This window comes from Aeromicrobium sp. 9AM, from assembly GCF_902506105.1.
Lineage (GTDB): Bacteria > Actinomycetota > Actinomycetes > Propionibacteriales > Nocardioidaceae > Aeromicrobium.
Genome location: NZ_LR733304.1, coordinates 1,500,917 through 1,525,440 on the forward strand (window position 1 = coordinate 1,500,917; position 24,524 = coordinate 1,525,440).

Annotated in this window: 28 protein-coding genes; 12 read left to right on the top strand and 16 right to left on the bottom strand. The window is 68.7% G+C overall.

Going from position 1 to position 24,524, the window contains the following annotated elements:
• Nucleotides 1–37: 37 nt before the first annotated feature.
• The 7 genes from BOSE46_RS13590 to BOSE46_RS13620 all read right to left on the bottom strand — a co-directional run bounded on the left by BOSE46_RS13590 (nt 38) and on the right by BOSE46_RS13620 (nt 6,129).
• A complete protein-coding gene (locus BOSE46_RS13590) occupies nt 38–1,012 on the bottom strand; it encodes a carbohydrate kinase family protein (RefSeq protein ID WP_201299638.1) in 975 nt (324 codons plus the stop codon).
• Nucleotides 1,013–1,070: 58 nt separating this feature from the next.
• A complete protein-coding gene (locus BOSE46_RS13595; RefSeq protein WP_159540744.1) occupies nt 1,071–1,439 on the bottom strand; it encodes an iron-sulfur cluster assembly accessory protein in 369 nt (122 codons plus the stop codon).
• Nucleotides 1,440–1,520: 81 nt separating this feature from the next.
• Complete coding sequence (locus tag BOSE46_RS13600; RefSeq protein WP_159540745.1) at nt 1,521–2,636, bottom strand: glycerate kinase; 1,116 nt, start codon at nt 2,634–2,636, stop codon at nt 1,521–1,523.
• Between the two features lie 15 nt (nt 2,637–2,651).
• Nucleotides 2,652–3,923 (bottom strand): aminotransferase class I/II-fold pyridoxal phosphate-dependent enzyme, encoded by a 1,272-nt coding sequence (locus BOSE46_RS13605; protein WP_159540746.1) that lies wholly within the window; start codon nt 3,921–3,923, stop codon nt 2,652–2,654.
• A gap of 27 nt (nt 3,924–3,950) precedes the next feature.
• Entirely contained in the window at nt 3,951–4,520 is a 570-nt protein-coding gene (locus tag BOSE46_RS13610; protein WP_159540747.1) for a PspA-associated protein PspAB, read from the bottom strand.
• 6 nt (nt 4,521–4,526) lie between these two features.
• Nucleotides 4,527–5,429, bottom strand: a complete 903-nt coding sequence (htpX, locus tag BOSE46_RS13615; protein ID WP_159540748.1) for a zinc metalloprotease HtpX — start codon at nt 5,427–5,429, stop codon at nt 4,527–4,529.
• A complete protein-coding gene (locus BOSE46_RS13620) occupies nt 5,404–6,129 on the bottom strand; it encodes a PspA/IM30 family protein (protein WP_159540749.1) in 726 nt (241 codons plus the stop codon). Before BOSE46_RS13620 ends, htpX begins: the two co-directional genes overlap by 26 nt.
• Nucleotides 6,130–6,160: 31 nt before the next feature.
• Here BOSE46_RS13620 and BOSE46_RS13625 point away from each other — a divergent pair, with 31 nt between their 5' ends.
• Nucleotides 6,161–6,712, top strand: a complete 552-nt coding sequence (locus BOSE46_RS13625) for a DUF3043 domain-containing protein (RefSeq protein ID WP_236551753.1) — start codon at nt 6,161–6,163, stop codon at nt 6,710–6,712.
• Between the two features lie 21 nt (nt 6,713–6,733).
• Here BOSE46_RS13625 and BOSE46_RS13630 read toward each other — a convergent pair whose 3' ends face one another.
• Both BOSE46_RS13630 and gcvT read right to left on the bottom strand, forming a co-directional pair.
• Nucleotides 6,734–6,931 (bottom strand): hypothetical protein, encoded by a 198-nt coding sequence (locus BOSE46_RS13630; protein ID WP_159540751.1) that lies wholly within the window; start codon nt 6,929–6,931, stop codon nt 6,734–6,736.
• A gap of 2 nt (nt 6,932–6,933) precedes the next feature.
• On the bottom strand, nt 6,934–8,034 hold the full coding sequence (gene gcvT / locus BOSE46_RS13635; protein ID WP_159540752.1) for a glycine cleavage system aminomethyltransferase GcvT: 1,101 nt from the start codon (nt 8,032–8,034) through the stop codon (nt 6,934–6,936).
• Between the two features lie 69 nt (nt 8,035–8,103).
• Here gcvT and BOSE46_RS13640 point away from each other — a divergent pair, with 69 nt between their 5' ends.
• A complete protein-coding gene (locus BOSE46_RS13640) occupies nt 8,104–9,552 on the top strand; it encodes a leucyl aminopeptidase (RefSeq protein ID WP_159540753.1) in 1,449 nt (482 codons plus the stop codon).
• Nucleotides 9,549–10,901: a serine hydrolase gene (locus tag BOSE46_RS13645; RefSeq protein WP_159540754.1), complete on the top strand. Its 1,353-nt coding sequence runs from the start codon at nt 9,549–9,551 to the stop codon at nt 10,899–10,901. Before BOSE46_RS13640 ends, BOSE46_RS13645 begins: the two co-directional genes overlap by 4 nt.
• Before the next feature lie 25 nt (nt 10,902–10,926).
• On the opposite strand, the gene BOSE46_RS13650 is transcribed toward BOSE46_RS13645, so the two are convergent.
• A complete protein-coding gene (locus BOSE46_RS13650; protein ID WP_159540755.1) occupies nt 10,927–11,415 on the bottom strand; it encodes a pyridoxamine 5'-phosphate oxidase family protein in 489 nt (162 codons plus the stop codon).
• Entirely contained in the window at nt 11,405–11,989 is a 585-nt protein-coding gene (locus BOSE46_RS13655; RefSeq protein WP_159540756.1) for a dihydrofolate reductase family protein, read from the bottom strand. Before BOSE46_RS13655 ends, BOSE46_RS13650 begins: the two co-directional genes overlap by 11 nt.
• Before the next feature lie 88 nt (nt 11,990–12,077).
• Between BOSE46_RS13655 and BOSE46_RS13660 the strand changes: the two genes are divergently transcribed.
• Nucleotides 12,078–13,061, top strand: coding sequence for a helix-turn-helix domain-containing protein (locus tag BOSE46_RS13660; RefSeq protein ID WP_159540757.1), 984 nt, complete (start codon nt 12,078–12,080; stop codon nt 13,059–13,061).
• Between the two features lie 37 nt (nt 13,062–13,098).
• On the opposite strand, the gene BOSE46_RS13665 is transcribed toward BOSE46_RS13660, so the two are convergent.
• Both BOSE46_RS13665 and BOSE46_RS13670 read right to left on the bottom strand, forming a co-directional pair.
• Nucleotides 13,099–13,449: an iron chaperone gene (locus BOSE46_RS13665; RefSeq protein ID WP_159540758.1), complete on the bottom strand. Its 351-nt coding sequence runs from the start codon at nt 13,447–13,449 to the stop codon at nt 13,099–13,101.
• 18 nt (nt 13,450–13,467) lie between these two features.
• Nucleotides 13,468–14,043: a hypothetical protein gene (locus tag BOSE46_RS13670; RefSeq protein ID WP_201299639.1), complete on the bottom strand. Its 576-nt coding sequence runs from the start codon at nt 14,041–14,043 to the stop codon at nt 13,468–13,470.
• Nucleotides 14,044–14,147: 104 nt separating this feature from the next.
• On the opposite strand from BOSE46_RS13670, the gene lpdA reads away from it, so the two are divergent.
• The 4 genes from lpdA to BOSE46_RS13690 are packed head-to-tail and all read left to right on the top strand — an operon-like array spanning nt 14,148 to nt 18,868.
• Nucleotides 14,148–15,530: a dihydrolipoyl dehydrogenase gene (lpdA, locus tag BOSE46_RS13675; protein WP_159540759.1), complete on the top strand. Its 1,383-nt coding sequence runs from the start codon at nt 14,148–14,150 to the stop codon at nt 15,528–15,530.
• Nucleotides 15,531–15,551: 21 nt separating this feature from the next.
• Complete coding sequence (sucB, locus tag BOSE46_RS13680) at nt 15,552–17,471, top strand: 2-oxoglutarate dehydrogenase, E2 component, dihydrolipoamide succinyltransferase (RefSeq protein WP_159540760.1); 1,920 nt, start codon at nt 15,552–15,554, stop codon at nt 17,469–17,471.
• A gap of 3 nt (nt 17,472–17,474) precedes the next feature.
• Nucleotides 17,475–18,368: a TIGR01777 family oxidoreductase gene (locus tag BOSE46_RS13685; RefSeq protein ID WP_159540761.1), complete on the top strand. Its 894-nt coding sequence runs from the start codon at nt 17,475–17,477 to the stop codon at nt 18,366–18,368.
• A complete protein-coding gene (locus tag BOSE46_RS13690; protein ID WP_159540762.1) occupies nt 18,365–18,868 on the top strand; it encodes a DUF664 domain-containing protein in 504 nt (167 codons plus the stop codon). The genes BOSE46_RS13685 and BOSE46_RS13690 overlap by 4 nt, the downstream gene beginning before the upstream one ends.
• Here the strand turns inward: BOSE46_RS13690 and BOSE46_RS13695 are convergent.
• Entirely contained in the window at nt 18,840–19,286 is a 447-nt protein-coding gene (locus BOSE46_RS13695; protein ID WP_159540763.1) for a hypothetical protein, read from the bottom strand. The genes BOSE46_RS13690 and BOSE46_RS13695 overlap by 29 nt on opposite strands.
• A 68-nt stretch (nt 19,287–19,354) precedes the next feature.
• Here BOSE46_RS13695 and lipB point away from each other — a divergent pair, with 68 nt between their 5' ends.
• Genes lipB through BOSE46_RS13710 form a run of 3 tightly spaced genes read left to right on the top strand, consistent with a single transcriptional unit; the run spans nt 19,355 to nt 21,755 of the window.
• Nucleotides 19,355–20,077 carry a lipoyl(octanoyl) transferase LipB gene (gene lipB / locus BOSE46_RS13700; RefSeq protein WP_159540764.1) on the top strand — a complete coding sequence of 241 codons (723 nt, stop codon included), beginning with the start codon at nt 19,355–19,357 and terminating at the stop codon, nt 20,075–20,077.
• Between the two features lie 36 nt (nt 20,078–20,113).
• Nucleotides 20,114–21,037, top strand: a complete 924-nt coding sequence (gene lipA / locus BOSE46_RS13705; RefSeq protein ID WP_201299737.1) for a lipoyl synthase — start codon at nt 20,114–20,116, stop codon at nt 21,035–21,037.
• Between the two features lie 10 nt (nt 21,038–21,047).
• Complete coding sequence (locus BOSE46_RS13710; protein WP_159540766.1) at nt 21,048–21,755, top strand: DUF4191 domain-containing protein; 708 nt, start codon at nt 21,048–21,050, stop codon at nt 21,753–21,755.
• A 177-nt stretch (nt 21,756–21,932) separates the two neighbouring features.
• Here BOSE46_RS13710 and BOSE46_RS13715 read toward each other — a convergent pair whose 3' ends face one another.
• Entirely contained in the window at nt 21,933–22,508 is a 576-nt protein-coding gene (locus BOSE46_RS13715; protein WP_159540767.1) for a hypothetical protein, read from the bottom strand.
• Between the two features lie 54 nt (nt 22,509–22,562).
• The gene (locus BOSE46_RS13720) at nt 22,563–22,922 is read right to left on the bottom strand and encodes an RDD family protein (protein ID WP_159540768.1); all 360 of its coding nucleotides are present in this window, start codon (nt 22,920–22,922) and stop codon (nt 22,563–22,565) included.
• Between the two features lie 170 nt (nt 22,923–23,092).
• On the opposite strand from BOSE46_RS13720, the gene glnA reads away from it, so the two are divergent.
• Nucleotides 23,093–24,514, top strand: coding sequence for a type I glutamate--ammonia ligase (gene glnA / locus BOSE46_RS13725; RefSeq protein WP_159540769.1), 1,422 nt, complete (start codon nt 23,093–23,095; stop codon nt 24,512–24,514).
• Nucleotides 24,515–24,524 lie beyond the last annotated feature (10 nt).

A 24,524-nucleotide genomic window follows, 5' to 3' on the forward strand; every position in this document is an offset into this window, starting at 1 on the left:
AGGTCTGCCTGTGTTGGACGCGTGTCTGACGGGCGCGTCACGCGAGTGAGAGCGCCGCGTCGACCTCGGTCTTCGCCTGCTCACCGTATGCCGTGCCGATCCGCTTGAGGAAGCCCTCGCGGTCGAGCTCGTACTCCTGCGTTCCGACGGTCTCGACGACGCTGGCGGCGATCGTGCAGCCGATCTGGGCCGAGCGCTCGAAGTCGAGTCCGGCCGCGACGCCGGCGAGGAATCCCGCGCGGAAGCTGTCGCCGACGCCGGTCGGGTCGACCGCGACGACTCCGTCGATGGCCTTGACCTCGATCGGGTCGCCGTCGGCCGGGTAGACCGTCACGCCGGCCTTGCCGCGCGTCACGATGCGGGTCTTCACGTGTGCCTGCACGTCGGCCGACGACCAGCCGGTCTTCTGCTCGATCAGGGCGGCTTCGTAGTCGTTGCTGAACAGGTAGGTCGCGCCGTCGATCAGGTCGCGAATCATGTCGCCCTCGGCGAACGCGAGCTGCTGCGAGACATCGGCTGCGAACGGAACGTCACGCTCACGGCAGGCGCGCGTGTGGCGCAGCATGCCCTCGGGGTCGTCGGGGCCGACGAGGACGAGGTCGAAGTCCTGGCCGATCGCGAACAGGTCGATGTCACGGGACTCGGACATCGCTCCGGCGTAGAACGTGGCGAACTGCGCCAGGTCGGTGTCGGTGGTGCACACGAATCGGGCCGTGTGGCGGGTCTCCGACACCAGGACGCCCGAGGTGTCGACCCCGGCGTCGTCGAGCCAGCCGCGGTACTCGGCCTCGAAGTCACGACCGACCGCTCCGACGAGCAGCGCCCGGTGGCCGAGCCTGGCGAGCGCGTACGCAATGTTGGCGGCGCACCCCCCACGGCGTACGTCGAGGTCGTCCACGAGGAACGACAGCGAGATCTTGTCGAGCTGGTCCGGCACGAGCGAATCGGCGAACTTGCCCGGGAAGGTCATGAGGTGATCTGTGGCGATCGAACCGGTGATGGCGAGGTGCACCCCCACACAATAGACAACGGCCTCCCGCAATGCAGGAGGCCGTCGTGTGTTGTATGTCTTAGTGGAAAGAATCGCCGCAGGCGCAGGAGCCGGTGGCCATCGGGTTGTCGATCGTGAAGCCCTGCTTCTCGATCGTGTCGACGAAGTCGATCGTCGCGCCGCCGAGGTAGGGCAGGCTCATGCGGTCGACCACGACGTTGACGCCGCCGAACTCGAAGATCTGGTCGCCGTCGAGCGAACGCTCGTCGAAGAACAGCTGGTAGCGGAGTCCGGAGCAGCCGCCGGGCTGCACCGCGATGCGGAGCGCGAGGTCGTCGCGGCCTTCCTGGGCCAGGAGGCTGCTGACCTTCTCGGCAGCGCCCTCGCTGAGGGTCACACCGGTCGCCGGCGTCGTCTCGACGGTGGACTGGTCAGTCTCGATCGTCATGTGGTCTCCCATGGATCTGGTCTTTTGGTCACGGCATCGGGGTCAACATGTTCGGTGCCGATTCCATTCCATCGTACGCCGTCAGTCCTCAGCGCGAGGCGACCACGTACGTGCGACACGCTCGGCAAGCGCTGCGAGGCTGGCGTACGGCTCACCCATCGCCGCGTCGATGCCGACCAGGTCCGACATCGAGTAGGCGCTCTCGACCCCCATCGCGCGCATCTCCCGCGAGCCGACCACGACCTGGCCCGCCAGCACGATGCACGGCCGAGCGGCCGCGCCGGCGACAGCCGCCACCCCGAAGACGACCTTGCCTGCGCGGGACGAGAAGTCGTACGTGCCCTCCCCCGTCACGACGAGGTCGTGGGACCCCGCCTGGGCGGTGAGGCCGACGGCGTCAGCGACGAGGTCGATCCCGGAGGTGACGCTCCCGCCGAGCAGCATGAGCGCGAATCCCAACCCGCCCGCGGCGCCGGCGCTCTTGGCGTCGGCGATGCGCCGCTCGGCCGGTGTCGAGCCGCACGTCGCCTCGACGAAGCGGTCGAGCGTGCCGTCGACGGCGATGATCTGCTCGTCCGTCAGGCCCTTCTGCGGGCCGAACGTCTTGGTGGCGCCGAACATGCCGAGCAGCTGGACGTCGACGTCTGCGGCGATGACGAGCTCGACATCGCGGAGCCTCGAGCGTGCCGGGGCCAGGTCGACCTGGGTGACGCCGCCGAGTGCGGCGGGCCCCCCGTCCAGCGGCACGTCAGCCGTGGCCCCGAGTGCAGCGAGCAGACCCGCTCCCCCGTCGTTGGTCGCGCTGCCGCCGAGTCCCACGACGATGCGGCGTGCACCTGCGTCGAGGGCGGCACCGATCGCCTGCCCCACGCCGTACGTCGTCGCGTGCATGGGGTCCTGTGGATCGACGAGGTGCAGGCCGCAGGCCTGAGCACTCTCGACGTACGCCGCGCCGTCAGCGTGCAGCACCGCGACCGGCACGTCGGCACCGACCGGGCCGCGCACGGTGACGACGGCGAGCTCTCCTCCGATCGCCTGGTGCAGGACGTCGACGAAGCCCGGGCCGCCGTCGGCCATGGCCGCGGTGGAGAGCTCGTCATCGGGCGCATGGCGCTGCCAGCCCTCGACGATCGCCCGCGCAGCCTCCGGAGCCGTGAGCGTGCCGCCGAACGCATCCGGCGCGACCAGGACCTTCATGCGTACGAGCTGGTGCTACTGGGCGAGGGCTTGCTCGCAGGCGGCGATCAGTACGCATGTGGCGAGCACGTCGATCGCGGCCTCGAGCTCCTGCGGCGACGGGAACGACGGCGCGATGCGGATGTTGCGGTCGCGGGGGTCATCACCGTACGGGAACGCCGCACCGGCCGGCGTCATGGCGACACCCGCCTCGCGGGCCAGCTCGATGACGCGCGAAGCCGTGCCGTCGCGGACGTCGAGGCTCACGAAGTAGCCGCCCTTGGGCTCGGTCCAGCTCGCGACGGCGTAGTCACCCAGCCGGGCGCGCAGGATCTCGACGACGGCCTCAAACTTCGGCGCGAGGATGGCGCGGTGGCCGTCCATCAGCGCGTGCACGCCCTCGGTGCTCTTGAGGAACCGGGCGTGGCGCAGCTGGTTGATCTTGTCGGGGCCGATCGTCCGCTTGCCGAGGTGCTTGAGGTACCACTCGATGTTGGCCGCGGAGCTGCCGAGGAAGCACACGCCGGCGCCCGCGAACGTCACCTTGGAGGTCGACGCGAAGATCACCGCGCGGTTGGGGTGCCCGGACGCCGAGCAGAGCCCGAGGATGTCGGCGGTCTTGGTGTGCTGCTCGGTGAGGTGGTGCACGGCGTAGGCGTTGTCCCAGAAGATGCGGAAGTCCGGCGCCGCGGTCTCGAGCGCGGCGAGCTCGGCGGCGACAGCCTCGCTGACGACCGCGCCGGTGGGGTTGCTGTAGGTCGGGACGAGCCACATGCCCTTGACGGCGGGGTCCTTGACCAGCTCTCGTACGGCCGCGACATCCGGTCCGTCGTCGAGCAGGTCGACCGGCAGCATCTCGATCCCGTACTCCTCGAGCAGCGCGAAGTGCCGGTCGTAGCCGGGCACGGGGCAGATGAACTTGACGGACTCCTCGACGCCCCACGGCTGCTCGGAGTCGGCGACGCCGTGGAAGAGGGCGAACACGAGGTTGTCGTGCATCATCGCGAGGCTCGCGTTGTCTCCGGCGATGACCTGGTCGACCGGCACCTGCATGATCGGCGCGAAGATCTCACGCAGCTCGGCCAGGCCCGTGAGCCCGCCGTAGTTGCGGGTGTCGGTGCCTGCGGCGTCCTTGAAGTCGGCACCGGGCATCGACAGCAGCTCGTTGGACAGGTCGAGCTGCGCCGGCGAGGGCTTGCCTCGCGTCAGGTCGAGCTTGAGACCGGAGTCCTTGAGCGTCTGGTACGCCGCGGTCTGCTCGTCGAGGAGGGCCTGGATCTGGTCTGTGGAGAGGGTGTCGAACGTCACCGGTCCAACCTATCCGGCCAAGGCTTATCAGCCGAGACCGGGAGCGCCCCAGATCGCCAGCCATTTGGTGAGGTCCGGCTCGACCGGTACGTCCTCGCCGACGACGCCGCGGATCTGCAGCTCGAGGGCGTTGTCGCGCTTCTCGCCGTCGAGCGGCACGAAGGGATAGAACGTGCCCCGCTTGTAGAGATAGACCAGCGCCAACAGCTTGCCGTCAGCCGTCGTGAACCCGATCGTCGAGCACAGCAGCGCCGAGCCGAAGCCGGCGTCGGCGAGCGAGCTGTTGACCGCGTGCAGGTCGGTCACGAGCCCCGACACGTCCTGGTCCGTACGCGTGACCGTGAGCCAGTGGAAGCCGAACCGGTCGTTGATGCGGGTGACAGTCGCGCCCGCCGTCGTCGTGATGAGCTTCTCGGCATCGGCCATCACGGTGTCGTCGGCGTTGCCCTCGACGTCGCGGAAGCACACCGACCCCGAACCGGTCGTCGAGAACCCGTCGGTCTGCAGCGACAGCGCGGCCTGGGGCACGGCGAACAGCACGTCGAGGTCCGCCTGCGGCGGCTTGGTACGCCCGAGGATCGCGTCGAAGATGCCCACCTGCGGTCAGCCCTGCTCGGAGAGCTCGGCGCTGACCTTGGCCAGCTGGTCGAGACGCACCTGCAGCGGCGGGTGCGTCGCGAACATCGCGCCGATGGACTCCCGGTTGATCGCCGGCGCGAAGAAGAACGCACTGATCGCCTGTCCCTCGCGGAGGTCGCGGTTCGGGATGCGGGCCATGTCGCCTGAGATCTTGACGAGGGCCGACGAGAGCTTGGAGGGTCGGCCGGTCAGGTAGGCGCCACTCCGATCGGCGCTGAGCTCACGGTATCGCGAGAGCGAGCGCGTGAGGACGAAGCTGACGAAGTAGACCAGCATGCTGACGAGGAACACGACCAGGAACACCGCGCCGCTGTTCTTGTTGCCGCGGCTGCCGAAGATGTTGCCGGCGTACATGCCCCACCTGGTGATGAAACCGGCCAGCAGGCCGATCGACGAGGCCACCGTCATGACGGTGACATCGCGGTTGGCGACATGGGACAGCTCGTGCGCCAGCACGCCCTCGAGCTCGTCGGCGTCGAGGCGCTGCATGATGCCGGTCGTCACGCAGACCGACGAGTGCTTGGGCGAACGGCCGGTCGCGAACGCGTTGGGCATGTCGGTCACCGCCACCGCCACCCGCGGCTTGGGCATGTCGGCGAGCGCGCACAGCCGGTCGATCATGGCGTGCAGCTCGGGCGCCTGCTCGGGCTCGACGACCTTGGCGCCCATCGACTTGAGGGCGAGCGAGTCGGAGAAGTACCACTGGCCCCACGCGATGCCGAGCACGATGACGATGCCGAACGCGCCGAGCTTGGTCGTGGTCATCAGGACCACGCCGAACGCCACGTAGAGCGCGCCGAGCCCCAGCCCGACCCCGCCCATGCGGAGGGTCAGCCCACGGTCACCTTTGAATCGCGTCCGAGCCATCGTCGTCCTTCCTGGGAGTGGAGATCTGCTCGAGCTGCCGGTCGACCTCGGCGCTGTCGAGCGCGGCGTCGAACTGGCGGCGCAGCGCCTCGTCGGCACTCTCACCGGGCTTGCTGATGACGCCGTCGGCGACGAGCTCGTCGACCGCGTCGGCCGTGGCCTCGAGCTCCCGCGTACGCCGTTCAGCCGACTCGACCGCCTGGCCGACGTCGCTGACCGAGGAGTTGATGCCGCGGGTCGCACTGTTGATCTCGGCGCGAGCCGCAGCAGCGGTGTGCCGCGCGGCCAGCGTGTCCTTGCGGACCCGGAACGCCTCGACCTCCTGCTCGATCTTGAGCGCCGTCGCCTCGAGCTTGTCCTCCTCGGCCTTGAGGTCCGCGTGGCGGGTCTTGAGGTCCGTGGCGGCCTTCTCGAGCGTGACCTTGCGGGTCAGGACCGAACGGGCCTCGTCGTCGTTGCCGTGGGCGACGGCCTGCCGCGCGGCGTCGTCGAGCTGGGCTGCCTGCTGATCGAGTGCGGCCAGCTGGAGCTCGACCCGCTTGCGGCTCGTCGCCACGTCGGCGACTCCACGGCGTACCTGGCGGAGCAGGGCCGTCTGGGTGCGATAGGTCTCGTCGAGCTTGTCCTTGAGGTCCTCGACATCGTTGCCGCGGAAACGCCACGAACGGAAGATCCTGGCGATGCGCTTGCCGATGCTCATGCTCGCAAGCGTACGGCGTAGGGTGTCGCGGGTGGTAGACGAGACAGAGGCTGGCAAGGGGCGTCGCACGCCGACGCGCAAAGAGGCCGAAGCCGCGCGCAAGAAGCAGATGAAGGTCCCCGTGACCCGCAAGGAGCAGGCCAAGCGCGACCGGGCCCGCAACGAGGAGATTCGCCTCAAGCAGCGCGAGGCACTCAAGACCGGCGACGAGAAGTACCTGCCGGCTCGCGAGCGCGGCCCCGTCCGCAAGTTCTGCCGCGACTACGTCGATCGGCGCTGGAACGTCGCCGAGTTCCTGCTGCCGTTCCTGGCGGTCGCCGTCGTGGCGATCATCGTCGGCAGTCAGAGCTCGACGGTGCAGACGCTGCTCACCGCCGTCGCCTATCCCATCGCGATCCTCGCGACGGTCATCGACGAGCTGTTCCTCGTGCGTGGGCTCAGGAAGCAGCTCAAGAAGCGCTTCTCAGCCGACGAGGCCCGCGGCAACACCGCGTACGCCGTGCTGCGCAGCACGCAGCTGCGCCGCTTCCGGCTGCCGAAGCCGCAGGTCAAGCGCGGCGCACCGCTCCCCGACCGCTACTAGCAGCGCCGAGCGCGGATCGGTCTACGAATCCGCGTGCAGGGACATGGGGCCGTAGACCTCGGTCTCGCCGTCGAACAGGCGTACCTGCTCGATGCCCTGCTCGAGCAGCGACTCGAACTCCTCGCCGACCCACGACTCCGCGTCGCCCCGGCTCTCGAACTCGTCCGACCGACTCTTGACGTCGCCGAGCGAGTCCTCCAACGTCCATGTCCAGCCCATGATCAGCTCTCCTTGGTCGACGGTTGCACGAATGGGGGCTTGGTGACCGTAAACGACTCGGACCGACCTCGCACGTCGACGACCACTGTCGCACCGTCCTCGACACCGGGCTCCAGCAGCGCCAGCGCGATGCCCTGGCGCAGCGTCGGCGAGAACGTGCCGGAGGTGATCTCCCCCAGCTCGGCACCGTCGGCGTCGGCGACCGTCATGCCCGGACGAGGGATGCCGCGGCCCTGGGCGAGGAGGCCGCGCAACGTACGCACGGTCTTCTCCGCGCGCTGGCGCTCGAGGGTCTCCTTGCCCCAGAACGCGGGCTTCTTCCAACCGACCGCCCAGCCGGCGCGCGCCATGACGGGGCTGATCTCGGGTGACAGCTCGTGGCCGTGCAGCGGGTAGCCCATCTCGGTGCGCAGCGTGTCGCGCGCGCCGAGGCCGCAGGCGCGAATGCCGTACGGCTCGCCCGCCGCGATGACCGCGTCCCACACCTCGCCGGCGGACGCCGACGGGACGACCAGCTCGTAGCCGCGCTCTCCGGTGTAGCCCGTGCGGCACACCGTGATGTCCTGGCCGGCGATCGTCGCGTCGGCGAACGACATGTACTCGTGGTCGACCGGCAGGTCGAGCGACGTCAGCACCTCGTCGCTCAGCGGGCCCTGGATGGCGAGGACCGCGTAGTCGCGGTGCTGGTCGACCACGTCGATGCCGGCCGGCGCGGCGGCCTGCAGGCGGGCGACGACGGCCGCCGTGTTGGCGGCGTTCGGGATGAGGAACACCTCGAAGTCGCTGCGCAGGTAGGCGATGAGGTCGTCGACCGTGCCGCCGTCCTCGTCGCAGCACAGCGTGTACTGGGCCTTGCCGGTCTCGATGCGGCCGAGGTCGTTCGTGAGGCACTGGTTGACGAAGTCGGCAGCACCCGTGCCCCGCACCAGCGCCTTGCCGAGGTGGCTGACGTCGAACAGGCCGACTGCCTCGCGTACGGCCTTGTGCTCGGCGAGCACGCCACCGCCGGCGTACTCCAGCGGCATGTCCCAGCCACCGAACTCCGCGAGCTTGGCACCGAGGGCGACGTGGCGGTCGTGCAAGGGCGAGTGCAGCAGATCCATGGCACCCAAGGTAGGGCACCGAGGGGCACCCCTCGCGCGCGTGTGCCCCGCGACCCTAGAGTGGCGGACATGCTCTCTGTGACCCTCAGCACCGCGAAGCCGACCACCGCACGCGCCGACGCCCTGATCCTCGGGATTCGAGGCGACGAGGACAAGGGTGATCTGGCCGCGACGCTCGACCTCCTCGGCTTCACCGGCGAGAAGGGGCAGACCGTGACGTTCCCGGCGGGCGACGCCGCCAAGACCTCGCTGATCGTCGCCGTCGCGCTGCCCGAGGAACCGACCGCCGAGGACCTGCGCCGTGCCACGGCGCGCGGCGTGCGTGCCGTCAAGAACGCCACGAGCCTGGCGATCGCGCTCCACCCGGCGGGAGTCGACGAGGTCGAGGCCATCGCCGAGGGCGTCGCGCTCGGCGCGTACACGTACGAGACCTACAAGACCAAGAAGAAGGGCGACGCCAAGAAGCCCAAGCTCAAGAGCGCCGTGATCCTCAGCCCGTTCGCGCGCCAGACCACCGCGACCAAGGCTGTCGAGCGCGCCGCCACGGTCGCGGAGGCGGTCAACATCGCCCGCGACTGGGTCAACACCCCTCCCGGCGACCTCCGTCCGGCGGACTTCGCCGAGGCCATCACGACCCACGCCGGCACCGACGTCAAGGTGAGCGTGTGGGACGAGAAGCGGCTCGCCAAGGAGAAGTGCGGCGGCATCCTCGGCGTGGGCCAGGGATCCGACAGCCCGCCCCGGCTGGTCGCCTTGACGTACGCACCGGCCAACGCCGTCACGCACCTCGCTCTGGTGGGCAAGGGCATCACGTTCGACTCGGGCGGACTCTCGATCAAGCCGGGCGCCTCGATGCAGACCATGAAGCTCGACATGGCCGGGGCCGCGGCGATCGTGGCCGCGACCGTGGCGATCGCTCGCCTGGGGCTGCCGATCAAGATCTCGGCGTTCGCCTGCATCGCCGAGAACATGCCGAGCGGGGGCGCGACGCGACCGGGCGACGTGCTGACGATGCGCAGCGGCGCCACGGTCGAGGTCCACAACACCGACGCCGAAGGACGCCTCGTGCTCGCCGACGGACTCGCTCTCGCGACCGAGGCCAAGCCCGACCGCATCGTCGACGTCGCCACGCTGACCGGGGCCTGCGTCGTCGCCCTCGGCGAGCTCACGAGCGGCATCCTCAGCAACGACGAGGAGTTCAGCGAGACCGTCTTCGCGGCGTCCAAGGCCGCGGGCGAGTCGATGTGGCCCCTGCCGATCACCGAGGAGATGAAGGGCAAGGTCAACTCCTCGAGCATCGCCGACCTGCGCCAGCACAACCCCAAGCCGTACGGCGGCACGCTGTTCGCGGCGGCGTTCCTGCGCGAGTTCGTCAAGGACATCCCGTGGGTGCACCTCGACATCGCCGGTCCGTCGTTCAACGAGGGCGGCGCGGTCGACTACACGCCCGTCGGCGGCACCGGCACCGGCGTACGTACGCTCGTGCGCCTCGCGACGGAGCTGGCCGGGGCTCGATGACGATCGACTCCTCCACGTCACGAGCCCTGTCGCACCGGCTCGCCGTCGAGCAGTCGAAGCAGCGCCTTCCGTCGATCGCCGCAGGCATCGTGCGTGACGGTGAGCTGGTGTGGTCCGGCACGGCCGGATCCCTGGACGGCAGACCGGACGGGCCCGCGCCGACGATCGACACGCAATATCGCATTGGCTCGATCTCGAAGACGTTCGTCGCGGTCGAGGTCCTGCGACTGCGTGACGAGGGCCGCCTCGACCTCGGCGACACGATCGGCACCCACCTGCCGGAGGTGCCGTTCCCGCAGGTGACAATCACGCAGCTGTTGACCCACACGTCCGGCCTGCAGGCCGAGACCGACGGCGACTGGTGGGAGCGCACAGCAGGCGACTCATGGGCTGCCCTCATGACCGCCGGCCCTCGTCTCCGTGCCACTCCGGGCACCGGATTCCACTACTCGAACGTCGGCTTCGCGGTGCTCGGTGAGCTCGTCGCCCGGCTGCGCGACCAGCCTTGGCACGACGCCGTGCGCGTGGGCATCCTCGAGCCGCTCGGCATGACGCGCACGACGACGCGCCCGGTCGCACCTGCCGCGCCTGGCCTGGCCGTCCACCCACTGGCCGACCTCCTGCACGTCGAGCCCGAGCACGACGCCGTCGCGCTGGCGCCCGCCGGCCAGTTCTGGTCGACCGTGGACGACCTGGCCCGCTGGGCCGCGTTCCTCGGCGGACGGACGGGTGACGCGCTCGCCGAGGCGACCCTGCGGGAGATGCTGCGGCCGATCGCGGTCAACGACGTCCCCGGTGCCGCGTGGACCGGGGCCCATGGCCTCGGCTGGCAGACCTGGAACGTCGAGGGTCGCCGCTTCGCGGGCCACGGCGGCTCGATGCCCGGCTTCCTGGCCGACCTCCGGGTGGACACCGAGTCCGGCGACGGCATCGTGCTGATGACCAACGCCACCGGCGGCCTCGGCAAGGCGACCTCTGAGCTGCTCACCCTGTTCACCGAGCAGGAGCCAGCACCCCCGAAGCCGTGGACCGCGGACCCCTCGCAGACGGCGTACCTCGATCTCGCGGGCCCGTGGTTCTGGGGAACGTACGAGTTCAGGCTCTCGCTGACACGCGACGGCATCCTGCGGCTCGGAACGCCCGGCGAGGGTCGTGGCGCCCGGTTCAAGCCGGATGGTGACGGCTGGGTGGGTCTGGACGGCTACTACACCGGTGAGCCGCTCACCGTGGAGCGGGACGCGTCAGGCCGGGCGACGCGACTCGTGGTCGCCTCGTTCGTGTTCACCCGTACGCCCTACGACCCCGAAGCCACGATTCCCGGCGGCATCGACGAGTCCGGCTGGCACTGAGGGGATCCACCATCAAATGACGGTGTCAGGCGATCCGCGTCCGGTGGTCGTCGGCGCGGCCGTGGAGCGGGCACGGCTGTCGCGGCGCTCGGGGACACAGCACCCATAGGTCGGACGCAGTCGCGCAGTAGAGACGCCAAGGCGATGCACCGGAGACTTCCTCTGTGGTCAGGACGCTCCCGCCTCGTTCCACGGGTCCCGGGTAGACCTCGAGGGCACCGACGAGGTCGTCATTCGGGACCTCCCGCGCCGCAGTGGCCGCATACAAGGCTCGCCCGTGGTAGGGCGGGACTGTGGAGTCGAAGACGACCAGACTGACCTCCGACTGCACTGAGAGGTTGCGTGAGTGACGGGCGTCCATGCTCGACATCCAGTAGAAGTCACGTAGTCCGTCGGCCGCGAAGTACACCGGCGTGATCCAGGGCCGGCCGTGGCGGTCGACTGTACCCAGGGTCAGGTACGCATTCCCGTCGATGAGCGCCTGCGCATGCGCAGTGAGGTCGTCAGACTCCACGGCGCACCTCATAGCGCAGGTGCAGGACACGGTCACCCTGGATCACCACCGCAGGGTTCTCCAAGAGGTGCTGGTCGTCCATTGGCCCGAAGTAGCGCTTGCCCGAGCCGAACACGACCGGCACGACGTCCATCGCGACCTCGTCCACGAGGCCATGGGCGAGCGCCTGGCCGCCGACGTTGCCCGCGGCGACCGCAACGATGCGATCCCCCGCCAACCCTTCCGCCCTGGCAATTGCCTCGGGGATGCTGTCGACGAAGTGGTAGGACGCTTCGGGGTGCCAGCCCTCCGGCTTGGGACGGTGCGACACCACGACCACGTGATCGCCAGTCGGCGGTTGCCCGTCCCAGCCATTCATCAGATCGAACAGGTGGCGGCCGATCACCATCGACCCAATGCCCGCCCACATCGGCCGGACGTAGTCGGCTGACTGCCGCGACACCTTGAAGGTGCCTCGATCGGTCAGCGGGATGTCGCCGTTGTCGTACCACTCGAAAAGCGGTCCGATGTCGTCATTGTCATCGGCGATGAATCCGTCGACGGAGACCACACTGTGCATTACGACCTTGCTCATGACTCGTTCCTCCTGGGTTCGGGTGCTGATGTCCCATTCCTACGACCGGGGTCGCGATTCACCCATTGATTCTGACTATTCTGAATCTATGCCGTTCGACGACCGCCAGATTCGATTCCGGTTCGACCGTGATGACCTGCTCCGGACACGGTTCGCGATCTCACCCCTCATCGAGCTGGTGGGCGCGTCGTACGTCGTGAGGCAACCACGGCTTTTCCCCGAACACCGTCGGTGGGTCGAGTCGGCCCTGCCCCGTATCGCCGGTCTGGACCTGGACCTGCTCTTCGCGGCCAGCCCCCTCGGTCGCACGTCGTGGCCCAACTTCAATGCTCCACCGCCGATCAGCCCGCATCCACTCATCGAGGACGAGCTGGTGAGGATCGGAGCCGCCGATCCGAGGGTCGTGCGAGCAGACGTCAGGCGCGCCTACCCGGACGAGATGCCTCCGTCGGCGGCGCCGTTCGTCAACGACACGGCGACGGCCTTGGCCGAGCTTGTCGTGCAGCTGCGCTCGTTCTGGTACGCCGCGATCGACCCGTGGTGGGGACGGATGTCAGCATTCCTGGAGAGCGAGATCGCGGCGCGAGCACGTCGCCTCGTCGCCGTTGGGGGCGAGGCGGCCTTCGCAGATCTCGACCCGAGCACCACGTGGGACGGGCAGAGTCTGTCGCTCTCGCGGGTCAAGGTGGCACCACGCGACGTCGATCTCGACGGACGCGGCCTGCTGCTGATCCCGTCCGTTCTCGCGTTCGGCGTCTGGCCACGCATCGACGCTCCGTGGGACCCCGCACTCACGTATCAGCCGCCCGGCATCGGTGACCTGTGGTCGGCCGACGACGGCCGCCATGACAGCCTCGAGGAGCTCATCGGCCGGCGGCGGGCCACCCTCCTGCGATCTCTGGAGCGCCCCGCATCGACTCTGGCACTCGCGCGCCGTACGGGCTGGAGCCCGGGCGGTGTGAGCACGCATCTCAGCGTGCTGCGCAGCACAGGTCTCGTGGTGCGCAGGCGCGACGGCCGGGAGGTGATCTACTCGCGGACGGCAACGGGTGACGCCATCTGCCGCGGATGACGCGGCGGAGCCGCTCTCACCAAGGCGACCGGGCAGCTCAGGTGTGCTGGGCGGCGATGAACTGCGCGATCCGGCTCAGCAGGTCGTGCGGCACCGGCCGGTCGTACATGAGCTTGACCGTGTCCTTGTCGGAGCGCAGGGGCGCGATCTCCGCCTCGAGGTCGGCGTCCGCGACCGGGACCGGATAGAGGCCGATGTGCTTGCTCCAGCCGGCGTAGTGCACGAGGTAGCGGTCGCCCACCATGACGCACGGCATCTGGTAGCGGATCGTCTCGCCTGATCCCGGCACGGCGTCCCTGATCGTCGCGCGTAGGTCCTCGAGGATCGCCTGCACCTCGGCCGGGAAGGAGGCGATGTACTCGTCGACGGTGTCGAAACGCTCTGCCATGACGAGCAGTGTGGCACGTCAGTCGGGCAGGCCGAGGGCCCTTGCAGCGTCCTCGACGGTGTCCCACTTGGTGCGTTCGCCGCCGAGGCGGTCGGGGTGCGCCTGCTTGCGAGCCTTGCGGTAGACCCGCATGAGGTCGTCGAACGACGGGTTTGTCGGCAGCGGGTCGACGCCGGCGATCGACTCGAGCGTCATGATCGCGGCGAGCTCCTTGGGCGTCTGCTTCGCCGGCGGCGGAGTGGCCGAGCTGGACTGCGGCGGCGGAGTGCCCTTGGCCTTGCGGAGGTCGTAGTTACGCTTGCGCGACGGCACGCCCACGAGGTTGGCGTCGTAGACGGGGATGTTGAGCTTCTTGCGGGCGAACTCGTATGCCGCCTGTGCCGACGCGACCCGGCGGCGGATCGACTCGCCGTCCGCCGCGACGAGCAACAGCGTCGTCTGGGTGACCGAGGTCTTGGGCTCGACGTACGCCTCCACGCCCTTGCGCGACTCGGCGAAGGCGCGAAGCGCATCGAGGTCCGCACGGCTCGCGTTGCGGTCCGAGACCACGGCGCCGCCGTCCGTCCGGGCCTTACGCCCTCGGAAGATTCCCATGGGACAAGTGTGCCCGATCGTGCGGCATACCCCGATCAACCCCAGTGGCAGCGTGGTTGCCTCAGGTGACAAGATGATGACGAACGACATCCTTGGGAGGAACTGTGGCGGACGTCGCCGGCAACAACTTCGACATCGTGATTCTCGGCGGCGGCAGTGGCGGCTATGCCTGCGCGCTGCGTGCGGTCCAGCTCGGCAAGTCCGTCGCGCTGATCGAGAAGGGCAAGCTGGGCGGCACCTGCCTGCACACCGGCTGCATCCCGACCAAGGCGCTGCTCCATTCCGCGGAGGTCGCCGACCTGTCCCGCGACGGTGAGCACTACGGCATCAAGTCGACGTTCGACGGCGTCGACATGCCGGCCGTCAACAAGTACAAGGACGGCGTCATCGACCGGCTCTACAAGGGCCTGCAGGGACTCATCAAGTCCGGCGGCATCACGGTCGTCGAGGGCGAGGGCAAGCTCGTCGATCCCAAGACCGTCGAGGTCAACGGCGAGCGTTACACCGGCACCAACGTCGTGCTGGCCACCGGCTCGGTCTCCCGCACGCTGGGCCTCGACATCGGCGGCCGGGTCATCACGAGCTCCGAGGCCCTCACGATGAGCGAGGTGCCCGAGAAGGTCGTCATCATCGGCGGCAGCGTCATCGGCGTCGAGTTCGCCTCCGTTTGGAAGTCGTTCGGTGCCGACGTCACGATCATCGAGGGCCTGCCGACGCTGATCCCGCTCGAGGACCCGTCGCTGTCCAAGCAGCTCGAGCGCGCGTTCCGCAAGCGCAAGATCAACTTCAAGACCGGCGTCAAGTTCTCCAGCGTCGAGCAGACCGAGTCCGGCGTGACCGTCTCGCTCGAGGACGGCACGACGATCGAGACCGACCTGGTCCTCGTCGCCGTCGGCCGCGGACCCAACTCCGCCGGCATGGGCTACGAAGAGGCCGGCATCAACGTCGACCGCGGCTGGGTGCCCACCAACGAGCGCCTCGCAACCAACGTCGACGGCGTGTTCGCGGTCGGCGACCTGGTCCCCGGCCTGCAGCTCGCGCACCGCGGCTTCGCACACGGCATCTTCGTCGCCGAGGAGATCGCCGGGCTCAAGCCGCAGCCGGTCATCGACTCGGGCATCCCCCGCGTGACCTACTGCGATCCCGAGATCGCCTCGGTCGGACTCACCGAGCCGCAGGCTCGCGAGAAGTACGGCGACGACAAGGTCGAGATCCAGGACTACAACCTGGGCGGCAACGGCAAGTCGCAGATCCTCGGCACGGCGGGCAGCGTCAAGCTCGTACGCGAGAAGGACGGCCCCATCGTCGGCGTCCACATGATCGGCGCCCGCTACGGCGAGCAGGTCGGGGAGGCATCCCTCATGGTCAACTGGGAGGCTTACCCCGAGGACGTGGCGCAGTTCATCCACGCCCACCCCACCCAGAACGAAGCACTCGGCGAGGCAGCACTCGCGCTCGCCGGCAAACCGCTCCACTCACACGCCTGACCCGGAGAACCAGAGGACATCATGGCTACGTCTGTCACCCTTCCCGCTCTCGGCGAAAGCGTCACCGAGGGCACAGTCACCCAATGGCTCAAGCAGGTCGGCGACACCGTCGCCGTCGATGAGCCGTTGCTCGAGATCTCCACCGACAAGGTCGACACCGAGATCCCGTCGCCCGTCGCCGGTGTCCTGCTCGAGATCAAGGCCAACGAGGACGACACCGTCGAGGTCGGTGCTGTGCTCGCGATCATCGGCGAGGAGGGCGAGAGCACGGGCGGCGACGCCGCACCTGCTGCCGAGGCTCCGGCTGCCGAGCAGCCCGCCGAGGAAGCACCCGTAGAGCAGCCGGCTGCCGAGGCTCCTGCCGAGCAGCCCGCCGCTGAGGCACCCGCCGAGCAGCCTGTGGCCGAGAGCGCGTCGGAGGAGCGGTCCCCCGCTCCCGCCGGCAGCGCCGACGCCGAGCAGGCCGCCGCCGAGAACGCCCCGGCACCCCAGGCGGAGACCGCCCCCAGCTCTGGCGGTGGCACGGCCGTGACCCTGCCCGCACTGGGCGAGAGCGTCACCGAGGGCACCGTGACCCAGTGGCTCAAGCAGGTCGGCGACGACGTCGCGGTCGACGAGCCGCTGCTCGAGATCTCCACCGACAAGGTCGACACCGAGATCCCCTCACCCGTCGCCGGCAAGCTCCTCGAGATCAAGGTCGCCGAGGACGAGACCGTCGAGGTCGGCGCCGAGCTCGCGATCATCGGCAGCGCCGACGCGGCTCCTGCCGAGAGTGCTCCCGCCGAGCCCGCGCCCGAGCCCGAAGCAGCGCCCGAGCCCGAAGCAGCGTCCGAGCCGGCTCCCGCTTCGGCACCCGAGCCGGCAGAGCCCGAGTCGCAGGCCAACCCGGCGGAGGCATCCCCGCCCGCCGAGGCCGAGGCGCCCGCCCAGGAGTCGGCACCTGCCCCGGAGCCTGCCGCTGCACCGGAGCCTGCTCCGGTGCCTGCCGCCTCGCCGAGCGCCAGTGGCGACACCTACGTCACGCCGATCGTGCGCAAGCTCGCCAAGCAGCACAACGTCGATCTTGCGAGCGTCTCCGGCACCGGTGTCGGCGGCCGCATCCGCAAGCAGGACGTGCTGGACGCAGCCGAGAAGCCGCAGGCCGCTCCCGCAGCCGAGACATCCAGCGCTCCGGCTGCTGCTGCCTCGGCACCGGCGCCGTCGGCCGAGCCTTCGGCTCTGCGCGGCAAGACCGAGAAGGTCTCCCGCCTGCGCAAGGTCATCGCCTCGCGGCTGGTGGAGTCCCTCGAGATCTCGGCCCAGCTGACTCAGGTGCACGAGGTCGACGTCACTGAGGTGGCTCGCCTGCGGGCCCGGCACAAGAACGCGTTCCTGGAGCGTGAAGGCGTCAAGCTGACGTACCTGCCGTTCTTCGCCAAGGCGGTCATCGAGGCGCTCAAGGTCTACCCCAAGCTCAACGCGGCGCTGGACCTCGAAGCCGGCACGATCACCTACCCCGCCGGAGAGCACCTCGGCATCGCGGTCGACACCGAGCGCGGCTTGATCGTCCCGACGATCAAGGACGCGGGAGACCTGTCGATCGCCGGCCTGGCGCGCAAGATCGCCGACGCCGCCGAGCGCACTCGCACCAACAAGATCTCCCCCGACGAGCTCTCGGGAGCGACGTTCTCGATCACCAACCTCGGCAGCAACGGTGCACTGTTCGACACGCCGATCATCAACCAGCCGCAGGTCGCGATCCTCGGTGTCGGCGCGGTCGTCAAGCGTCCGGTCGTCGTCACCGACTCGCAGGGCAGCGACAGCATCTCCGTGCGCAGCATGGCCTACCTCTCACTGACGTACGACCACCGGATCATCGACGGCGCCGACGCCGGTCGATTCCTCACGGCGGTCAAGCAGCGACTCGAGGGCGGCCAGTTCGAGGGCGAGCTCGGGTCCTGACCCGTGCAGGTCGTCATCGGAGGCGCCTCGGGGTTCCTCGGTACCGCGCTGACGCAGCACCTGCGTCAGCGCGGGCACCAGGTCACCCGCCTGGTGCGCTCCGCTGACCCTGCCGACGACGCGTCGCTCTGGGATCCCTACACGGGGCGCATCGACCAGATCGTGATCGATCGCGCCGACGCGGTGGTCAACCTGTCGGGCGCCTCCGTCGCGCACTGGCCACGCACCGAGAAGCGTCGCCGCATGATCCTCGAGTCTCGTACGGCTGCCACGGGCACGCTCGCCAAGGCGGTCGCCGCCTCGGCCGACCCGCCGGCGTTGATCTCGTCCTCCGGCATGTCCTACTACGGCGTCGACTGCGGCGACGAGGTGCTCACCGAACGCACCGATGCGGCGGACTCCGGCTTCCTGCCCGGCGTCGTCCAGGCGTGGGAAGGTGCGGCCTCGCCGGCCGTCGAGGCCGGCGCGCGGGTCTGCTTCATCCGTACGACCCTGGTGCTCAAGGACGACGAGGGCCTGCTCAGGTTCATGCTGCCGGCCTGGAAGCTCGGCCTGGGCGCCCGGCTCGGTCCCGGCCGCCACTACATGTCGTTCATCTCGCTCAACGACTGGGTACGCGCTGCGACCCTGCTGATCGAGTCCTCTGACTTGAGCGGCCCGTTCAACTTCGGCGCGCCGGTCCCGGTCACCAACGCGGAGTTCACGGACACGCTTGGCGAGGTCGTGCACCGGCCGACGTTCCTGGTCGCGCCCCGGTTCGCCCTCAAGGCGGCGCTCGGCAGCATGGCCGGAGACCTGCTCGGATCGATGCGCGTCTCCCCCTCGGCTCTGGTCGACGCCGGGTTCACGTTCGAACAGCCCGACCTGCGCTCCGCGCTCGAGGCCGCACTGCAATGAATCTGCCGGAACCTGGGCCTGACGCAGTCGATCCGGCCGCCACGTTCCTGGACTACCTCGACTACTTCCGTGCCGAGGTGCGCCGCAAGGTCGCCGATCTCGGCGATGCCGAGCTGAGCGTCAGTCGCGTCCCTTCCGGCTGGACGCCGGCCGAGCTGCTGTCGCACCTGGTGCACATGGAGCGTCGCTGGTTCGTGTGGGGATTCCTGGGCGAGGACGTCGGCAACCCATGGGCCGATCGCGACGACGACGACGGTTGGCGGACCACAGGAACGCTCGACGAGATGCTCGACGCGCTGGATGCCGGCGGCACCCGGACCCGCGAGATCGTGTCCGCGCACGGCCTGACCGACATCGCCTCGGCAGAGGGCCGGTTCGCCGATGGTGAGCCGCCCACGCTCCTCGCGATCCTGTTCCACGTCATGCAGGAGTACGCCCGGCACATGGGGCACCTCGACATCGTGCGCGAGCTCATCGACGGGTCGACGGGCGAAGGCTGATCCCGGCGATCCGCCATCCCTCGGGCGTACGTTCGAGGGTGATCACGCGCCGCGACGGTTCGTCACGCGGCAGCTCGGTCGCAGAGCCGTCAGCCCACACGATGCGCGCACGTCCCAGGCGGTCGACGACCTCGAGCCGGGCCCGTTGCGTCGACGCGGCCAGGACTCGGCAGGAGATGACCTGCAGCTCAGCGCCCACGACCCGGCCATCCCGTTCGCGGTAGTCCGCGATCGTCGCGGCGTCGGCCGCCATCGCCCGGCTCCTCCGGACGTACACCCGACCGAGCAGGCTCGGATCCGTCGTCGCGAACGCCTCGGCCCGCACCTCGTCGAGCTCACTGAGTCGCGTGGCCCACTGGTCCTCGGGCGCGGGCGACACGGCTCGCAGGGCGGTGATCAGCACCCACAGCCAGTCCATACCGCCACTGTGCCGCCGTGGGCCACCGGCGCGCTCGGCTCCATCCACAGGCGGACTACTCTGGAGACGTGACGCTGCAGATCCTTGACGAGTGGTACGGCGAACGTGCGATCGACTATGTCGACGCATGGGAGCTCCAACGCGAGCTGCACGCCCAGCGTGTCGCCGACGAGATCACCGACACGGCGCTCTTCCTCGAGCACCCGCCGGTCTACACCGCGGGGCGGCGCACCGAGCCGCACGAACGGCCGCTCGACGGCACGCCCGTTGTCGACGTCGACCGCGGCGGCAAGATCACCTTCCACGGTCCCGGCCAGCTCGTCGGCTATCCCATCACCAAGCTGCCGTCCCACGTCCTCGTCGTCGACTATGTCCGACGCGTCGAGGAGGCCATGATCCGTGCGTGTGCCGACCTCGGCGTCACCACCGGACGCGTGCCCGGCCGGTCCGGCGTGTGGCTCGCTGCCGGTCAGGGCCGCATTGAGCGCAAGGTCGGCGCCATCGGCATCCGCGTCTCGCGCGGGGTCACGATGCACGGGTTCTCGCTCAACGCCGACGTCGACCTCGGCTTCTACGACCGCTTCGTGCCGTGCGGCATCGCCGACGCCGGAGTCACGACGCTCAGCGCCGAGCTCGGTCGTGACGTGACCGTGCGCGAGGCCGCGAACACCATCGCCCCGCACCTGCGCGAGCTGCTGGAGTGGCAGGCGTACGAGCCCTCTCCCGACCTCGTCCATGACGAGCACCCCAGCGTGCCGGTCCTCGGCGTGACGGCTGGGGCACGGGCGTAGGCTGGGACCGTGACTATCGCTCCTGAGGGACGCAAGATGCTGCGTCTGGAAGTCCGCAATGCCGAGACCCCCATCGAGAAGAAGCCCGAGTGGATCAAGACCCGGGCCAAGATGGGCCCGGAGTACAACGAGCTGATGAAGCTCGTCAAGGGCGAGGGCCTCCACACGGTGTGTCAGGAGGCCGGTTGTCCCAACATCTTCGAGTGCTGGGAGGACCGCGAGGCGACGTTCCTCATCGGCGGCGAGCAGTGCACGAGGCGTTGCGACTTCTGCCAGATCGACACCGGCAAGCCCGACCCGATCGACCGCGACGAGCCTCGCCGTGTCGCCGAGTCCGTCCAGAAGATGGAGCTCCGCTATGCCACGATCACGGGGGTCGCCCGTGACGACGTGCCTGACGGTGGCGCGTGGCTGTATGCCGAGACGGTTCGCAAGATCCACGAGCTCAACCCCGGCACCGGCGTCGAGAACCTGATCCCCGACTTCAACGGCATCCCCGAGCTGCTCGAGCAGGTCTTCGACAGCCACCCCGAGGTGCTGGCGCACAACGTCGAGACGGTCCCCCGCATCTTCAAGCGCATCCGCCCGGCGTTCCGCTACGAGCGCTCGCTCGACGTCATCACCCAGGCCCGCGACTACGGCCTGGTCACCAAGTCCAACCTGATCCTGGGCATGGGCGAGACCCGCGAAGAGGTCTCGCAGGCGCTGGTCGACCTGCACGAGGCCGGCTGCGACCTCATCACGATCACGCAGTACCTCCGCCCGTCGGTGCGTCACCACCCCGTCGAGCGCTGGGTCAAGCCCGAGGAGTTCGTCGAGCTCAAGACCGAGGCAGACGAGATCGGCTTCGCCGGAGTCATGTCCGGACCGCTCGTCCGTTCGTCCTACCGGGCCGGCAGCCTCTACAAGCAGGCAATTGAGTCAGGACGCGGCAGCGTCGCACTCCGCAACGCGACGTAGACTGACCCTCATGTCGAATGCCACCCCCGAACCCGCCAAGGGTCGCCTGGGCCAGATGCGCCAGGCGTACACGATCACCAAGCGCAGTGACCGCAACATCGGTCTGATCCTGCTGCTGACCTTCCTGCTCGCCGGCGGACTCGCGGCGACGCTGGGCTACTTCGTGTTCGGCACCGGCACGTTCGGGCTGATCATCACGATCGTGTTCGGCATCCTGATCGGCATCCTCGCGGCGCTCATCGTCTTCGGCCGTCGCGCCGAGAAGGCGGCATACGCGCAGGTCGAGGGCCAGGTCGGTGCTGCCGCCGGCGCCCTGCAGATGCTGCGTCGCGGTTGGGAGCTCAAGCCAGCCGTCGCCTTCACCAAGAACCAGGACGTCGTGCACCGCGTCGTCGGCCGTCCCGGCATCATCCTGGTCGGCGAGGGCAACCCCACTCGCGTGCGCAACCTGCTGACCGCTGAGAAGAAGAAGCACGCCCGCATCGGTGGCGACGAGGTCCCCGTGCTCGACATCGTCGTCGGCAACGGCCCCGACGAGGTCAAGCTGACCAAGCTCATCAAGCACCTGCGCAAGCTGCCCAAGAACATCAAGCCGGCGCAGATGACCGCCGTGCTCTACAAGCTCAAGGCACTCGACGCGATGCGTCCCGCCGCCCCCATGCCCCGCGGCCCCGTGCCGACCAGCATGAAGGGCTCCCGCAAGGCGATGCGCGGCTGATCGAGGCCGCCAGCGGCCGAGACTCAGCCGCGCGCCAGCGAAGCGTGAGCGATCGCGGCGAAGCCGCCGGATGCGAGGCGTCGTGAGACGAGATGCTCGCGCGAGTGAAGGTCGCACCCATCTTCGCCTCGCTCCGCTCACGTTCGGCCGCGGGCGGCCTCACTGGCGAACGGTTCCCTACGCCCGGATGACGCTGGGCGGGACCGGGTCACCGAACCGCTCCAAGGCGCTGATGTAGCGACTTTCGATCTCGACCCGAGTCACCTCCGCGTAGCGCCAGCGGCGGGGACTGTCCTCCCACCTGCCGCGTGGGTCGATGAACAACAGGTCCAACTTCTTCTTGCCGAGCCTGCCGAGCTTGCCGATCAACAGAGGTTCGCCCTCGTACTGCTCGCCGTGGACCCCGATGAGGGGCGCGTGCCGGGCAGCCGCTTCGAGCACATCGCGAGTGCGTGCGTCGTGGGGAATGGTGAAGCCGGGCGTGGGCCGTCCCAGCTGGCTGACCGCGCGCTCGACATACTCGGCATCGCGGTCATTCTTGACTGACGTGATGTCTTTGATCCTGAGCACGTGATAGCCGTCGACGTACACAGCATCCTGCAGCTCCTGGACGACGACCCACCTTTTTGCGACGCCCACGATGTAGCCATACATGGGGTGATCCACCAGCTTCCGGCGCCGGACACGCACGGGAAACTGCTTGCGCTGCGCCGTCTGCAACCTCTCAACCACCTTGTCGCGCGACATCGCCATGCACCAAGGGTGCCATCGCTCGACGCGACGAGGTCGAGATTGGCGAACGAGTCCCTACGCCCGGATGACGCGCGATCCGGCCGCGAGGTCGTGCAGGCCGCGCTTGTCATCGGTCATGACGATCGCCGGGATCACCAGGCACACCAGCGCCGTACGGATGACAGCCCGGCCCACGCCGATCGGTCGCCCGTCGACGTTCTCGACCTTGAGCCCGAAGATCCGCTTGCCGATCGAGAAGCCGAGCAGGCCGGTCAGCAACGCCACCTCGACGATGAAGATGCCCGTGATGATGAGGTTCTCCTTCGGATCCTTGGGCGGGTAGTGGACCCCGGCGACGGCGACCCCGCTGAGGGCCGCGATGATCCAGTCGATGAAGAGCGCGCCGAGGCGGCGGCCGAGGGAGACGGTCTGCACGCGGCGAGCCTACAGACGCTGTGATTGCGCTCGTCACGGGCACTTGTAACATTCCTGAAACAATTCAGTGACTACCGGGAAACTGCCCGAGCCTAGCGTCAACGGTACGGTGCAGCGACGCACTCACCTGTCATCGACAACACAGGCCGCACAGCGGTCGAGGAGGCCCCATGTTCGGCAATGCCGACGAGTTGTTCAAGTTCATCAAGGACGAAGGTGTCGAGTACCTGGACGTCCGTTTCACCGACTTGCCCGGCATCCAGCAGCAGGTCACCCTGCCGGCTTCGACGTTCGACGCCGACATGGTCGCCAACGGCGTGGCGTTCGACGGCTCGTCGATCCGCGGCTTCCAGACCATCGACCAGTCCGACATGGTGCTGTTCCCGGACATCAAGACGGCGTACGTCGATCCGTTCAAGGCTCGCAAGACCATCGCGATGGACTTCTTCGTCCACGACCCGATCACCGGTGAGGCCTACTCCCGCGATCCGCGCAACATCGCCCGCAAGGCCGAGGCCTACCTCGCGACGACCGGCATCGGCGACACGGCGTACTTCGCCCCCGAGGCCGAGTTCTACATCTTCGACCGCGTCAACTACGGCACCAGCGCCAACAAGTCGTTCTACGAGATCACGTCGGCCGAGGCCGCCTGGTCCACCGGCGACTCGATCGACGACAACCGTGGCTACAAGGTCCGCTACAAGGGCGGCTACTTCCCCGTCGCGCCGACCGACAAGACGGCCGACCTGCGCAACGACATGATGAGCAACCTCACCGACGCGGGCCTCATCCTCGAGCGCGGCCACCACGAGGTCGGCACGTCCGGTCAGGCCGAGATCAACTACCGCTTCGACACGCTGCTCAAGGCCGCCGACGACGTCATGAAGTTCAAGTACATCGTGCGCAACACGGCGTGGGCCAACGACAAGACGGTCACCTTCATGCCGAAGCCGATCTTCGGTGACAACGGCTCGGGCATGCACGTGCACCAGTCGATCTGGAACGAAGGCAGCCCGTTGTTCTACGACGAGGCCGGCTACGGCGGACTGTCCGACCTGGCGCGTCACTACATCGGCGGCATCCTCAAGCACGCGCCGTCGCTGCTCGCGTTCACCAACCCGTCGGTCAACTCGTACCACCGTCTGGTGCCGGGCTTCGAGGCACCGATCGCGCTGGTCTACTCGGCCCGCAACCGCTCGGCCTGTGTCCGTATCCCGATCACGGGCTCGAACCCCAAGGCCAAGCGCATCGAGTTCCGTTGCCCCGACCCGTCGGCCAACCCGTACCTCGCCTTCTCGGCGCTGCTGCTGGCCGGACTCGACGGCATCAAGAACAAGATCGAGCCCCCGGCCCCGATCGACAAGAACATCTACGAGCTGCCGCCCGAGGAGTACGAAGCCATCGACATGGTGCCGACCTCGCTCAACGCGGTGCTCGACTCGCTCGAGGCCGACCACGAGTTCCTCACCGCTGGTGACGTGTTCACGCCCGACCTGATCGAGACGTGGATCGACTACAAGCGCAACGAGGAGATCCTCCCCGTGCAGCTGCGCCCGCACCCGCACGAGTTCGAACTCTACTACGACATTTGACCGGTAGAGC

Bases quoted from the DNA above. Each gene is read 5' to 3' on its own strand.
- BOSE46_RS13600 (WP_159540745.1), bottom strand. From the start codon at position 2,636: ATGAAGGTCCTGGTCGCGCCGGATGCGTTCGGCGGCACGCTCACGGCT.
- BOSE46_RS13695 (WP_159540763.1), bottom strand. From the start codon at position 19,286: ATGGACTGGCTGTGGGTGCTGATCACCGCCCTGCGAGCCGTGTCGCCC.
- glnA (WP_159540769.1), top strand. From the start codon at position 23,093: ATGTTCGGCAATGCCGACGAGTTGTTCAAGTTCATCAAGGACGAAGGT.
- gcvT (WP_159540752.1), bottom strand. From the start codon at position 8,034: ATGGATCTGCTGCACTCGCCCTTGCACGACCGCCACGTCGCCCTCGGT.
- BOSE46_RS13715 (WP_159540767.1), bottom strand. From the start codon at position 22,508: ATGGCGATGTCGCGCGACAAGGTGGTTGAGAGGTTGCAGACGGCGCAG.
- BOSE46_RS13620 (WP_159540749.1), bottom strand. From the start codon at position 6,129: ATGAGCATCGGCAAGCGCATCGCCAGGATCTTCCGTTCGTGGCGTTTC.
- BOSE46_RS13710 (WP_159540766.1), top strand. From the start codon at position 21,048: ATGTCGAATGCCACCCCCGAACCCGCCAAGGGTCGCCTGGGCCAGATG.
- BOSE46_RS13645 (WP_159540754.1), top strand. From the start codon at position 9,549: ATGACGATCGACTCCTCCACGTCACGAGCCCTGTCGCACCGGCTCGCC.
- BOSE46_RS13690 (WP_159540762.1), top strand. From the start codon at position 18,365: ATGAATCTGCCGGAACCTGGGCCTGACGCAGTCGATCCGGCCGCCACG.
- BOSE46_RS13670 (WP_201299639.1), bottom strand. From the start codon at position 14,043: ATGGGAATCTTCCGAGGGCGTAAGGCCCGGACGGACGGCGGCGCCGTG.
- BOSE46_RS13660 (WP_159540757.1), top strand. From the start codon at position 12,078: ATGCCGTTCGACGACCGCCAGATTCGATTCCGGTTCGACCGTGATGAC.
- BOSE46_RS13595 (WP_159540744.1), bottom strand. From the start codon at position 1,439: ATGACGATCGAGACTGACCAGTCCACCGTCGAGACGACGCCGGCGACC.
- BOSE46_RS13665 (WP_159540758.1), bottom strand. From the start codon at position 13,449: ATGGCAGAGCGTTTCGACACCGTCGACGAGTACATCGCCTCCTTCCCG.
- sucB (WP_159540760.1), top strand. From the start codon at position 15,552: ATGGCTACGTCTGTCACCCTTCCCGCTCTCGGCGAAAGCGTCACCGAG.
- htpX (WP_159540748.1), bottom strand. From the start codon at position 5,429: ATGGCTCGGACGCGATTCAAAGGTGACCGTGGGCTGACCCTCCGCATG.
- BOSE46_RS13655 (WP_159540756.1), bottom strand. From the start codon at position 11,989: ATGAGCAAGGTCGTAATGCACAGTGTGGTCTCCGTCGACGGATTCATC.
- BOSE46_RS13640 (WP_159540753.1), top strand. From the start codon at position 8,104: ATGCTCTCTGTGACCCTCAGCACCGCGAAGCCGACCACCGCACGCGCC.
- BOSE46_RS13630 (WP_159540751.1), bottom strand. From the start codon at position 6,931: ATGGGCTGGACATGGACGTTGGAGGACTCGCTCGGCGACGTCAAGAGT.
- lipA (WP_201299737.1), top strand. From the start codon at position 20,114: ATGCTGCGTCTGGAAGTCCGCAATGCCGAGACCCCCATCGAGAAGAAG.